The sequence below is a fragment of the Pseudomonas sp. TMW22090 genome (assembly GCF_022496665.1).
In the GTDB taxonomy this organism is placed as follows: Bacteria; Pseudomonadota; Gammaproteobacteria; order Pseudomonadales; family Pseudomonadaceae; genus Aquipseudomonas; species Aquipseudomonas gregormendelii.
Window position 1 is genome coordinate 289,968 of sequence record NZ_SCFH01000007.1, and the last position, 13,039, is coordinate 303,006.

Sequence of the window (13,039 nt, forward strand, 5' to 3'; positions counted from 1 at the left end):
CTTCGCGGGCAAGCCCGCGAAGGGGCCAGCAGCCCTCATACAAATCACTGACTACGCGGCGGATCCGGCAGCAAAACAGCCCCATGCTCTGGAGCCTGCCCATCCTCCAGAACCTCATCGCCCTGCCGCTTGGGCAACAAAACCTGCTGTGGATAAGTCTGCGCGAAATGCACCCAAGGGCTGTTATCCACAAGCTTTTTCAAGCGTTGGTTGAACGCCCGGCTCACCGCATATTGCCCACCCGATACCGTGCGGAACTGTGCGGTCAGCACCACACCATTGAGGTCCATCTTGTCGACACCGAACACGTCCAGCGGCCCCTGCAGGTTGTACTTGAGGAACGCGTCTTCGCGGATTGATTCCCCGGCCTCGCGGATCAGCTCGATGGCCTTATCAACATCGGTGTCATAAGTGAACTGCACCGAGAAAAACGCATAGGCGAACTGCCGTGATTGATTGGTAACCGCCTTGATCTGGCCGAACGGCACCGAGTGCACGAAGCCTTTGCCATCGCGCAGGCGCAAGGTGCGGATGGTCAGGCCCTCGACCGTGCCGGCGTGGCCCGAGTCGAGCACCACCCAGTCGCCGATCGATAGCGTGTCTTCAATGATAATGAACAGGCCCGTGATCACGTCTTGAACCAGCTGCTGGGAGCCGAAACCGATCGCCAGACCGACCACCCCGGCACCGGCAAGCAGTGGCGCCACGTTGATCCCCAGGTTGGCCATGGTGGTAATCGCGCAGATCACTACCAGAATGATCTTCATCGCATTGCGCAGCAGCGGCAGGATGGTTTTCACCCGGGTGCTGGGCTGACGCGCCGATGAGCGCTTGTTGACGGGCGGCTTCAGGGCCTCCTGAATGGCCGTGTCGAGCACCACCCAGAACAGCCAGGTCACCAGGAAAATCAGGCCAATGCGGCTCAGCGAGTCACTGATTGCCCGCCCGATCGAGTTGCGTTCGGCAAATTCGAACAGCGAAACACCCCAGATCCGGCCCAGAATCTCGATAAAGGCCACCGCCATCACAATCCGCACCAGTGCGTGCAGCAGGCTGAGAAAACGCTCCTTGTAAGCGCTGCTGCGCTGCAGCGCCTCGGCTTTTCGCGACTTGAACAGGTGCTGGAATACCGTGCTGAGAAATACCGTGGCGATCAGCAGGATGGTGGTGAACAACGCACAACGCAGGGCTTTCTGATTATCCTCCCCCACCCCGATCAAATTGATCGCCGACACCATGACCATCAGCAGGATCGGCCAGTACCAGAGTCCGGAGAAAATTCGCAGGGACTCCTGCAGCGATGGTTGCTTGAGCCGTTGCGCCAGGGGTCGGTTGCGAATCAGGTGAGCCACCGGACGACGCAGGCGGATCACCAGCAAGCCAAAGATGATCGACGCAAACAGACCGGTGAACACCGCGATGCTGCTGGTGATATTGCCGCCCAGTTGCCGGGCGATCTGCGGGCTGGTCAGTGCGTCACTCAGCGCGGCGAGGAAGCCGATCAGGAATAGAGGCTTGGGACAGTAGTCGCGGATGATCTGCACCGCCGCACGCTTGTGCCCGGTGTTGAACATGACGATCACACACAGCAGCATCGAAGTGGAAAATATCCCGCTGCTGGTGGCGTAGGCAAAGCACAACGCCAATGCCCGGCCGACCGAAGCCGGCAGGAAATGGCTGATGGACAGCGTCAGCGGCAGACACATAATCGCGGGCAATGTGTAGGGCAATACGTAGCTGAGCAGGTCCTGACTGCGCTGGCGGGTACCCAGCCAGCGACCCTGGTTCAGCCGCTTGGCCAGCAGGCCACCGAGCACCGTGAGCAAGGCAAAGGCCCCCAGCCAGACCCCGGACAACAACAGGAAGTCACCCACGACGCTCATGGGCGAGCGCGCCGAAGGCTGGTTCACCAGCTTGTCGACCTCGTCCGCAGCCCGATCAGCTCGCAAACGCCAGGCGTCCACCAGGTCTTCGTTGAGGTCGAGTTTGTCCTGCACGTTGTCGATGCTGGAACTGATGGCACCGAGCAAACCGCCCTGCACCAGCGGCTCCGGCGTGGCCGGCTCTTCAGCAGCGGCTGGAAGGCCTGGCAATGCGGCGGCTTGTAACGCGTTGCTGGCAAAAATCAGCAACGCCCCCAGTAGTATCGCGGTCTTGAACTTGAGCAAAACGCGGAGCTCCTCGAAAACGCATCTGTGAGGAACTGATCGACAAATCCCGTGCAAGTTCGGTTTTGGCCGCGAGATAACGGCAGCAGTGCCCCATCAACAACTGGCAAAACCCTCTCCTCGCCGCTTATCCACGGGTGATACCGTCCGTAGCCCGCTCGAAACTTTCTCTATCGCCCCGCAGTCAGCAATGGAGCGGGGTAAACCGAGGACCACAAGACGGGAGGCGACATGGCGGGGATTCATATTGGTATTTCAGGCTGGCGCTACTTGCCCTGGAGGGGGGATTTCTACCCAAAGGGGTTGACCCAGAAACGCGAGTTGCAGTTCGCGTCGAGGGCGGTCAACAGCATCGAAATCAATGGATCGTTCTACGCGTTGCAACGTCCGCAGCGGTATGCCGAGTGGTACGCCCAAACCCCGGCGGATTTCGTCTTCAGCGTCAAAGCTCCACGGTTCATCACCCACGTCAAACGCTTGCGCGACGTGCACAAGCCCCTGGCCAATTTCTTCGCCTCCGGGGTGCTGGAACTCAAGGAAAAGCTGGGGCCGATCCTCTGGCAATTCCCGCCCAACTTCACATTTAATGCCGAGCTGTTCGAGAGCTTTCTTGAACAGCTACCCCACAACACCCAGCAGGCCGCTGCTCTCGCCCGCCAGCACGACTCCCATGTACCGGGGCATGCCAGTATCAAGGCCTACAGGAAACGGCCCCTGCGCCATGCCGTGGAAATCCGCAACGATAGCTTCGTCGACCCGGCGTTCGTGCGCTTGCTCAAGCGCTACAACGTGGCACTGGTAATCGCTGACACTGCGGGAAAGTGGCCCTATCGCGAAGACATCACCAGCAATTTTGTCTACTTGCGCCTGCACGGCGCCGAAGAGCTGTATGCCAGCGGCTACACCACCCAGGCGCTGAAACGCTGGGGCGACCGGATCGATGCCTGGAACCATGGCCAGCAACCCGCGGATCCACAGCTGATCGCTCCACGGCTCAAGCCCCAGCCGCGCAAGTCCCGTGAAGTGTTCTGCTATTTCGATAACGACATCAAGGTGCGCGCGCCGTTTGATGCGCGCCGGCTGCTGGAGCGCTTCCATCTTGAAGACAGTCTGGCCACTACCCCCGGCGAGCCCGCAGCCGAAGGAGTGCTGTCATGAGCATGTCTGAACAGCCCGAGGCACCAGAACAATTGCAAACCCTCGCGGCCGTGCGGCGTTTCACCGTGCTGACGGTGAACACTCACAAGGGTTTCACCGCGCTCAACCGGCGTTTCATCCTGCCCGAGTTACGCGAAGCGGTGCGCGCCGTGTCCGCCGACGTGGTGTTTTTACAGGAAGTACACGGCACCCACGAGCAACATCCCCAGCGCTACGACAACTGGCCGACGATGCCGCAGTACGAATTCCTCGCCGACAGCCTGTGGCCACAATTTGCCTATGGCCGTAACGCGGTCTACCCGGCGGGCGATCACGGTAATGCGCTGCTGTCGAAATTTCAGATCATCCGCCATGACAATCTCGACGTGTCCATCAGCGGCCATGAAAACCGCGGGATTTTGCACTGCGTGCTACGCCTGCCGGGCGAAGGTCCCGAGGTGCATGCGATCTGCGTCCACCTGGGCCTGCACGAGGCCCACCGCAACGAACAACTGCGCCTGCTGGCCCGGCGTCTGGAGGAGCTGCCCAAGGATGCGCCGGTGATAGTCGCCGGCGATTTCAATGACTGGCGCCAGCGCGCCGATGCGCTGCTCAAGCCGTGCGGTTTGCGCGAAGTGTTCGCCGAGCACCATGGCAAGCCCGCGCGCAGCTTTCCGGCTCGCCTGCCGGTCCTGCGCCTGGACCGCATTTATGTCCGCAACCTCAAGGCCAGCCGTCCGCAGGTATTGGCTGCACGGCCCTGGTCCCATCTTTCCGACCACGCACCGCTATCGGTGGAGATCGAGCTATGAGTATCCCGTCGATGGATAAAACCACTCTGGACAGCGTTTCCGTCCCCCCGGTGCGCGAGCCTGCAGCCGTTGATGTCGAGTACGGCTGGCAAGGCAATAATCGTGTGGAACTGCTGGAAAACGGTGAGGAGTATTTCCCCAGGGTGTTCGAGGCCATGCGCCAGGCCAAGACGGAAATCCTCCTGGAAACGTTCATCGTCTTCGAAGACAAGGTCGGTAACGAGTTGCAGGAAGTGCTGATCGACGCCGCCAGACGCGGGGTGCGCGTCACTGCCAGCCTCGATGGTTTTGGCTGCGGCGAACTCAGCACGGGCTATCTCACGGCGCTGAGCGAAGCCGGAGTGCACCTGCAGATATTCGACCCGGCCCCCAAGCGCCTGGGCGTGCGCACCAACTGGTTCCGCCGGTTGCACCGCAAGATCGTGGTGGTGGACGGTACGGTTGCATTTATCGGCGGCATCAACTTCTCCGGCGATCACCTGCTCGATTTCGGCCCTGAAGCCAAGCAGGACTATTCCGTGGAGATCCAGGGGCCGGCGGTGGCGGACATCCATCACTTTGCCCTGCTGCAAAGTGGTCGCCCTGGCCGCGCCAAGTATTGGTGGCAGCGTCGTCGGCAGCGGCGCTCGGAACTGGCGTTCACCGACCACGATGGCCAGGTGCGCCTGGTGTATCGCGATAACGGTGACCATCGCACCGATATCGAAGAGGTCTATCGGCAGGTACTGCGCAGTGCTCAGCGCCGGGTGGTGATCGCCAACGCCTATTTTTTCCCGGGCTATCGCCTGCTGCGCGAGATCCGCAATGCGGCCCGCCGGGGCGTGGAGGTCAAACTGATCCTGCAAGGCCAGCCGGACATGCTGGTCGCCAAGCTGGCTGCACGCATGACGTACGACTACCTGCTCAAATCCGGCGTGCAGATTCACGAGTACTGCCAGCGCCCGTTGCACGGCAAAGTGGCGCTGGTGGATGAGGACTGGAGCACCGTTGGCTCGAGCAACCTGGACCCGCTGAGCCTGTCGATGAATCTTGAAGCCAATGTGCTGATTCGCGATCGCACCTTCAATCGTCAACTGTTCGAGCGTCTTGAAGACCTGAGCAACAATCACTGCAAGGCCATGTCCGCAGAGAAATCTCCACGCGGGCGGGTTTGGCACATGACCGTGGGCTTTCTGGTGTTCCACTTTCTGCGCCACTTCCCTGCATGGGCCGGTTGGTTACCGGCCCATAAGCCGCGCCTGAAATTGTTTACCCATTCAACCGGGAGTGATCGCCATGAGCAGCGCTGAAACACAGTCGGCGCCGCACGCCGAGAGCCCGGGAAAATCCCGCTGGAGTCGCTGGAAACGACCACTGACGATGCTGTTTTTCCTGGCGCTGATCGTGCTGTTCACGATGCTCGCCCGCCGCATCGAATGGAATGAAGTGTTCGACACCCTGGCGGACTTCAAGGTACGCACCTTGATCATCGCTGCAGGGCTGACGCTGGTGAGCTTTCTGGTATACGCCTGTTTCGACCTGATTGGTCGCACCTACATACGCCAGGACCTGACCTGGAAACAGATCCTTCCGGTGGGCATCATCAGCTATGCCTTTAACCTCAATCTCAGCGCCTGGGTCGGCGGCATCGCCATGCGCTATCGCCTGTATTCGCGTCTGGGCGTGAGCAAGGCGAACATTGCCAAGATCCTCGGCCTCAGCCTGGCGACCAACTGGTTCGGCTATATGGTGATTGCCGGTGCGGTGTTCAGCAGTGGACTGGTGCGCATGCCGCCGGGCTGGAAGCTGAGCAGCACGGCCCTGCAGGGCGTCGGGGTGCTGCTGTTGCTGGTGAGTGCTGGGTATCTGGCGGCGTGTCAGTTTTCCAAACGTCGCGAGTGGTCGATTCGCGGAGTGGAAATCAATCTACCGTCGCTGCGCATGGCCGTCCTGCAACTGGCGTTGGGCGCGCTGAACTGGTCGCTGATGGCAGCCGTGATCTTCACCTTGCTCCCCAGCAAGCTGGATTATCCACTGGTGCTGGGTGTACTGCTGATCAGCGCCATCGCCGGGGTGATTACCCACATACCTGCCGGTCTTGGGGTGCTGGAGGCGGTGTTTGTCGCGCTGCTGCAGCATGAAGCTTCGCGCGGCAGCCTGGTGGCGGGGTTGCTGGCGTATCGGGCGATCTACTTTATTTTGCCGCTGCTGATTACGCTGGTGATGTACCTGGTGGTGGAAGCCAAGGCCAAATCGCTGCGCATTGCCAAGAAGCCAGGTTGATCTGGATGGCGTTATCACGGACGCCATCGCGTGCAAGGCTTGCCCGCGATGGCATCTAAGCCTCTCCACACCTCTCACTTCGACTGAATAATACTCAAACGCTCACCCACCACCATCTCGGTAATCCAGTCCACCAGGATCGAGGTGTACGCCTGCTGCGACACCGGCTCGCTCAAGGCATGGTCCGCACCATCGATGATCCGATGCGTCAACGAGTGAGTCTGCTGGCACGCCGCGCGGTAACTCATGATGGTCGCATGGGGGACAAAATCATCAGTCTCCGACTCCACCAGCAAGACATCCCCGGTGAACTGTGAACACGCGTGCAGCGCGCGATTACTGTCGGCGCGGATCAGCGTGCTGCGATAGTCGCGTAAATCAGTCTTGTCCAGCTCGCGCTTGGGCGTGTGCCACTGCTCATCGCGATACAGCGCCGGCACTCGCAAGGCCAACCAGCGCACTGGGCGCAATGACGTCAGGATCGACGCCAGGTAACCACCGTAACTGGTGCCGACCACCGCAATCGCCGAAGTATCCAGGGCCGGATGGGCCAGCAGCCGGTCGTAGGCGGCCAGCAAGTCGCGCAAATTGTCCTCACGGGTGACCCGGCTCAGAGGAATGCCAGTGCCGCCGGTGTGCCCCCGCAAATCAAAGGTCAGGCACACGCAACCCAACCCGGCAATGCCCATGGCCCTTTCCAGGTCGCGCTCCTGGCTACCGCCCCAGCCGTGCACAAACAGCACGCCTGGCACTTTCGACTTGGGGCTAAGGAAAGTCCCGCTCATCTGTTCATCGTCGATGTCGATCTGAATGGTTTCGCTTCTAGCCGTCATAGGATTTGACCGTTACGTACTTGAGAAGAAAGTCACTGTTTTCCGCGGGTCCGCGGTACACCTCGATAGCGTCCGCCGGCAACGGCTGATCAACGTAGGTTTCCACCGACGACACGCGTATCGCGCGCATCCCCGGATCGTTGACGAAGGACTGCAGGGCCGCCACCTCGGCGCTGCTGGCGCCGCCCATGCGCCAGGACTGCTCCAGCACCCCGCTGCGCACCTGCCCTTCGCTGTCCAGGCCTTGGGCGATATCGTAATTGCGCCGCGAAGCGTAGAAACCGGGGTAGGCCTCGTCGGCGGCGCTATCGAACACCTGGGCCTGGCGAATCGCCAGCCGCACATCTTCTGCCAACGGCAACTCGAGCAGGTCTTCGTAGTATCCCCGGACGACCAGCAGGTTTGAACCGCCGTAGACCTGCTCGCCGTGAGCATCCTCGGTCAGGTACTGATCACCGCAGTAGCTGAGCACCTGGTCGCCGATGAAGCTCTGGCCGACGCTGTGGGTGATGACATTTTGCAGATCCTGCTCCAGCACCACACCTTCGCTGAACAAGGACTGGGCATCGGGTCTGGCGAGAATGGCGTCAAATTGCTGGAGGGTTTTAACGACCTCCTGGCCACGACCGGCGCAGGCGTGCACCGGTTTTAACCGGATCGGGCCGCTTTGCAACAGATGCTCCGCTGCGGGACGGGCGTCTTCCAGGGAAAAGACACTCAGACCGTCCAGCACCACGTTACGCACCCGCTCGGAAAACAACGGTGACCAGCCTTCAGGCGCATAGGCATCGCGACTGAATAAACCATGGCTGATGGCCTTGGTGCAGATGAAATCGTGGTCGACATAGCCGCCCCACAAATCCTCCGGTCCCCTCACCCCCAGTTCCCGAGCGGCCGCCACGCCTACCAGCGTCTGGGTTGGCAATAGATACAGCTCGCGACCGCCGTGTACGCTCGCGTCGTAACTGCCACCGAACTTGAGCCCGAGAATCTGCGCCAGCCAACGAGCCAGCGCGCGGTTGGTCTCCACCTCATGCTGAGGTGCCTGGGCCCGCACGGAGTGCGCGACGACCAGTTTCTTGCGGTTTGTTGGGGTCATGTATCCCCCTTCAATCTGCGCTTGGTGGATGTCGCAGGTCAGGGCTTCTGATCAAGCCTGGTGCCACCTGCTGGATGCCGCCAGTGAATCTTGCGGTTAATCACTCCGACATTCCCCCTGTTCGAGCGTTCAACTCTGGCCAGCGCCGACGCCGAAGCGACTGCGGTAATCACTCGGCGCCAGGCCGGTAATTTTCCTGAACGTGGCCCGGAACGCACTCGGGTCTTGATACCCCACCGTCCAGGCAATGTGATCGATCGTGCCGTTGGTGAATTCAAGCATTTCCCGCGCCTTGCCGACGCGCAGATGCTGGCAGTACTCGGTCGGTTTGAGCCCGGTAGCGGCACGAAAACGACGCAGGAAAGTGCGTTCTTCCAGGCCCGCGCGTTGCGCCATTACGCTCAGGGATACCTCGGTCGCGCCTGTGCTTTGCAGCCAATGCTGAACCTTGAGGATCGCCGCGTCGCCATGACTGAGAATAGGTGAGAAGTTGCTGCCGCACTCGCTGGCACTGTCGCTGTGCTCGACCACCAGAAAGCGTGCGGTGCCGGTAGCGATGCTCGGCCCGAGCAGGCGGTCGACGAGCCGCAGGCCCAGCTCTGACCAGGCCATCAACCCGGCCGTGGTAATCAGGTCGCCATCATCGACAATCGGCGTGTCGGCCTTGAGCTTGATCGCAGGATAGCGCTCGGCGAAACCCTTGGCGGAGGTCCAGTGTGTGGTGGCGCTGCGGCCGTCGAGCAAACCGCTCTCGGCCAGCAGAATCGAACCCACGCAAACGCCACCCAGGGTCGCACCACTGGCGTGTTGCTCACGCAACCAGTGGAACAACGACGGCGGGGCCTGGCCCTCGGTAAAACCGGCAATCGACGGCGGGATCAAAATCGCCACCAGGGATTGTTCGGGTCCGGGATGGCTGTCGTATACCCGGGTCGGGGGCAGATCGCCGGCCACCTGCCAATGACTGACCCGCAACAGCGGCAGTTGTGCAGCCTGATGCTCGGCAGCAATGCGGTTGGCCACCCCGAATAGATCCGTCAAGCCATGTACCGCTGCCATCTGTGCGCCTGGATAGATCAGCACACCCAGCTCGGCGACGGTCCTTTGCAGACTCATTGTCAGTTTTCCCCCTTCTATTGTCGGTGCGGCCAATCCTCGGAATGCCTGCCACACCCGATACTCCATTGCACACCCAAACACTTCAAGAGGAAACAGTCATGGCCAAGCAAGCACTCATCGTAGTCGATATCCAAAACGACTACTTTCCCCAGGGCAAGTGGCCGCTGGTCGGCGCCGACGCTGCTGCCGACAACGCCGTAAGGCTGCTCAAGGCCTTTCGCGATGCCGGTGACTCGGTGGTGCATATTCGCCATGAGTTCACTTCCGACGAAGCGCCCTTCTTCACTCCAGGCTCCGACGGCGCGAAATTGCACCCCAAGGTTCTGAACCGCGCCGATGAACCGGTGGTGCTCAAGCACTTCGTCAACTCGTTCCGTGAAACCGAACTGCAGTCGATCCTCGACGAGCAAGGTATCAGGGAACTGGTCGTGGTCGGCAGCATGAGCCACATGTGCATCGACGGCATTACCCGCGCCGCTGCCGACTTCGGCTACACCGTCACCGTGATTCACGACGCTTGCGCCTCACGCGACCTGGAGTTCAATGGCGTGACAGTGCCAGCCGCCCAGGTTCACGCCGCGTTCATGTCGGCCTTGGGCTTTGCTTACGCCAGCGTGATCTCGACTGACGAATTCCTCGCAGCCAGCCGCTGACCGTGAAAAGGGCCAGGCCGAGTCCTCCGGCCGGCCCTTGCTTTGCCGGCTAAAACAGCCCGACGGGGGAGACTTACCGTTGAAATGCCGGATAATGGCGGCCAAATCGACTAGCCCGCTATTCTGGTAACCCCCATGGAAATCAAGGTCAACTTTCTCGACAACCTTCGACTTGAAGCCAAGTTCGATGACTTCACGGTGGTGGCCGATCAACCTATCCGCTACAAGGGCGATGGCTCGGCACCGGGCCCGTTCGACTACTTCCTGGCTTCATCGGCGCTGTGCGCGGCGTACTTCGTAAAGTTGTACTGCAGCACCCGCAATATCCCTACCGACAACATCCGGCTGTCACAGAACAACATTGTCGACCCGGAAAACCGTTACAACCAGATCTTCAAGATCCAGGTCGAACTGCCCGCCGACATTTCCGACAAAGACCGCCAGGGCATCCTGCGGTCCATCGACCGTTGCACCGTGAAAAAAGTGGTGCAGGCCGGCCCCGAGTTTGTGATCGAGGAAGTGGACAACCTCGACGCCGATGCCCAGGCGCTGCTGATGCCGGCTTCCAACGCCCAGGCAAGCACCTATATTGCCGGCAAGGACCTGCCGCTGGAGCAAACCATCGCCAACATGTCGGCCATTCTGGCGAACCTGGGCATGAAGATCGAAATCGCCTCGTGGCGCAATATCGTGCCCAATGTGTGGTCGCTGCATATCCGCGATGCGCACTCGCCAATGTGCTTTACCAACGGCAAGGGTGCGACCAAGGAAGGCGCGCTGGCGTCGGCGCTGGGCGAGTTTATCGAGCGACTCAACTGCAACTTCTTCTACAACGATCAGTTCTGGGGCGAAGACATCGCCAACGCCGCGTTTGTGCACTACCCGGACGAGCGCTGGTTCAAGCCTGGCCGCAAAGACGCGCTGCCGACTGAAATTCTCGACGAATACTGTCTGAAGATTTACAACCGCGACGGCGAGCTGCGCGGCTCCCATCTGATCGATACCAACTCGGGCAATGAAGAACGGGGCATCTGCTCGCTGCCTTACGTGCGGCGTTCGGACGGTGAAGTGGTGTACTTCCCTTCCAACCTGATTGAGAACCTGTTCCTGAGCAACGGCATGAGCGCCGGCAACACCCTGGCCGAAGCCCAGGTGCAATGCCTGTCGGAGATCTTCGAGCGCGCGGTCAAACGCGAAATCATCGAAGGCGAATTTGCCTTGCCTGATGTGCCGGCCGACGTGCTGGCGAAGTACCCGGGTATCCTGGCCGGCATTCAGGCCCTGGAAGAGCAAGGGTTCCCCGTTTTGGTCAAGGATGCATCCCTGGGAGGTGAATTCCCGGTGATGTGCGTGACCCTGATGAACCCGCGCACCGGCGGCGTATTCGCCTCGTTCGGCGCCCACCCAAGCCTGGAAGTGGCACTGGAACGCAGCCTGACCGAATTGCTCCAGGGTCGCAGCTTCGAAGGCCTCAACGACTTGCCCCAGCCGACTTTTGAAGGGCACGCGGTCACCGAGCCGAACAACTTCGTCGAACACTTCATCGACTCGAGCGGCGTGGTGTCGTGGCGCTTCTTCAGTTCCAAATCGGATTACGAATTCGTCGAGTGGGACTTCTCCGGCCAGGGCGAAAACTCGAATGCCGAAGAAGCCGAAACCTTGTTCGGCATTCTCGACGGCATGGGCAAGCAGGTGTACATGGCGGTTTACGAGCATATCGGCGCCAAGGCATGCCGCATCCTGGTGCCGGACTACTCGGAAATCTATCCGGCGGACGACCTGATCTGGGACAATACCAACAAAGCGCTGTTCTTCCGCGCCGACATCCTCAACCTGCATCGCCTGGACGACGAGGAACTGCAGGCACTGGTTGAGCGCCTGGTGGAAAGTGAGCTGGACGACTACACCGACATCACTTCGTTGATCGGCATCGAATTTGATGACAACACCGCTTGGGGTCAGTTGACGATCCTGGAGTTGAAGCTGCTGATTTATCTCGCCCTGCAGCAATATGAAGAGGCGAAAGAGGCCGTGGAAATGTTCCTGCAGTACAACGACAACACCGTTGAACGCGGCCTGTTCTATCAGGCAGTCAACGTCGTGCTGGAAATGAAGCTCGACGAAGACCTGGAACTGGAAGACTACGAGGCTAATTTCCGCCGGATGTTTGGCGACGAGCGAACGGATGCGGCGATTGGTTCGGTGGACGGCAGCGTGCGCTTCCATGGCTTGACGCCGACCAGCATGAAGCTGGAGGGGCTGGACCGGCACCTGCGGCTGATCGACAGTTACAAGAAACTGCACTCGGCGCGGGCCAATGTGACTGCTCTGTCACGTTAACCTTTTAACGGCGCCCACAAAAAAGCGAAGCCCTATGGCTTCGCTTTTTTTATTTTGCGGTTCTGAACAAGCTGCGGATCAGAACGGGATATCGTCATCAAAGCTGTCGAAATCCGGAGCCGGCTGCGCAGCGGCCTGCTGAGGGGCTGGACGCGACTGCTGCGGTGCAGACTGTTGCGGTGCCGATTGCGGGCGCGGAGCCTGCTGGCGTGGAGCCGGGGCGGACTGCTGGTAGTTGTTGCCCCCGCCTTGCTGGTCGCCCTGCTGTGGACGGCCGCCCAGCAACTGCATGGTGCCTTGCATGTCGACCACGATTTCAGTGGTGTAACGCTTGATACCGTCTTTTTCCCATTCGCGGGTCTGCAGCTTGCCTTCGATGTACACCTGCGAACCCTTACGCAGGTATTCGCCGGCGATCTCGGCAACCTTGCCGAACATCGATACACGGTGCCATTCGGTCTTCTCGACCTTCTGACCGGTTTGCTTGTCGGTCCACTGTTCGCTGGTCGCCAGACTCAGGTTAGTCACGGCGTTACCGTTAGGCAGGTAGCGAACTTCGGGATCCTGGCCGCAAGTGCCGACCAATATGACTTTGTTAACCCCACGGGCCATAACG

General features: G+C 60.4%; 11 protein-coding genes. 6 read left to right on the forward strand and 5 right to left on the reverse strand.

Features of this window, described 5'->3' with window-relative positions:
* Positions 1-44: 44 nt before the first annotated feature.
* Positions 45-2,168, reverse strand: coding sequence for a mechanosensitive ion channel domain-containing protein (locus EQV97_RS20935; protein ID WP_122838856.1), 2,124 nt, complete (start codon positions 2,166-2,168; stop codon positions 45-47).
* 231 nt (positions 2,169-2,399) lie between these two features.
* Here EQV97_RS20935 and EQV97_RS20940 point away from each other — a divergent pair, with 231 nt between their 5' ends.
* From EQV97_RS20940 to EQV97_RS20955, 4 genes are read left to right on the forward strand one after another with little or no spacing between them, the layout of a single operon-like run.
* On the forward strand, positions 2,400-3,326 hold the full coding sequence (locus EQV97_RS20940; RefSeq protein ID WP_122838855.1) for a DUF72 domain-containing protein: 927 nt from the start codon (positions 2,400-2,402) through the stop codon (positions 3,324-3,326).
* A gap of 2 nt (positions 3,327-3,328) precedes the next feature.
* Complete coding sequence (locus EQV97_RS20945) at positions 3,329-4,117, forward strand: endonuclease/exonuclease/phosphatase family protein (RefSeq protein WP_240889742.1); 789 nt, start codon at positions 3,329-3,331, stop codon at positions 4,115-4,117.
* Positions 4,114-5,406, forward strand: coding sequence for a cardiolipin synthase ClsB (gene clsB / locus EQV97_RS20950; protein ID WP_122838853.1), 1,293 nt, complete (start codon positions 4,114-4,116; stop codon positions 5,404-5,406). The genes EQV97_RS20945 and clsB overlap by 4 nt, the downstream gene beginning before the upstream one ends.
* A complete protein-coding gene (locus tag EQV97_RS20955) occupies positions 5,393-6,379 on the forward strand; it encodes a lysylphosphatidylglycerol synthase domain-containing protein (protein ID WP_122838852.1) in 987 nt (328 codons plus the stop codon). The genes clsB and EQV97_RS20955 overlap by 14 nt, the downstream gene beginning before the upstream one ends.
* A gap of 74 nt (positions 6,380-6,453) precedes the next feature.
* Here EQV97_RS20955 and EQV97_RS20960 read toward each other — a convergent pair whose 3' ends face one another.
* From EQV97_RS20960 to EQV97_RS20970, 3 genes are all read right to left on the reverse strand, one after another.
* Positions 6,454-7,212 (reverse strand): alpha/beta fold hydrolase, encoded by a 759-nt coding sequence (locus EQV97_RS20960; protein ID WP_122838851.1) that lies wholly within the window; start codon positions 7,210-7,212, stop codon positions 6,454-6,456.
* Positions 7,202-8,311: a DUF3182 family protein gene (locus tag EQV97_RS20965; RefSeq protein WP_122838850.1), complete on the reverse strand. Its 1,110-nt coding sequence runs from the start codon at positions 8,309-8,311 to the stop codon at positions 7,202-7,204. Before EQV97_RS20965 ends, EQV97_RS20960 begins: the two co-directional genes overlap by 11 nt.
* A 129-nt stretch (positions 8,312-8,440) precedes the next feature.
* Positions 8,441-9,427: a GlxA family transcriptional regulator gene (locus EQV97_RS20970; RefSeq protein WP_122838849.1), complete on the reverse strand. Its 987-nt coding sequence runs from the start codon at positions 9,425-9,427 to the stop codon at positions 8,441-8,443.
* A gap of 101 nt (positions 9,428-9,528) precedes the next feature.
* Here EQV97_RS20970 and EQV97_RS20975 point away from each other — a divergent pair, with 101 nt between their 5' ends.
* Positions 9,529-10,083 carry a cysteine hydrolase family protein gene (locus EQV97_RS20975; RefSeq protein WP_122838848.1) on the forward strand — a complete coding sequence of 185 codons (555 nt, stop codon included), beginning with the start codon at positions 9,529-9,531 and terminating at the stop codon, positions 10,081-10,083.
* A 135-nt stretch (positions 10,084-10,218) separates the two neighbouring features.
* Positions 10,219-12,423: an OsmC domain/YcaO domain-containing protein gene (locus tag EQV97_RS20980; protein ID WP_122838847.1), complete on the forward strand. Its 2,205-nt coding sequence runs from the start codon at positions 10,219-10,221 to the stop codon at positions 12,421-12,423.
* Positions 12,424-12,501: 78 nt separating this feature from the next.
* On the opposite strand, the gene EQV97_RS20985 is transcribed toward EQV97_RS20980, so the two are convergent.
* On the reverse strand, positions 12,502-13,035 hold the full coding sequence (locus EQV97_RS20985; RefSeq protein ID WP_045057473.1) for a single-stranded DNA-binding protein: 534 nt from the start codon (positions 13,033-13,035) through the stop codon (positions 12,502-12,504).
* Between the last annotated feature and the right edge of the window lie 4 nt (positions 13,036-13,039).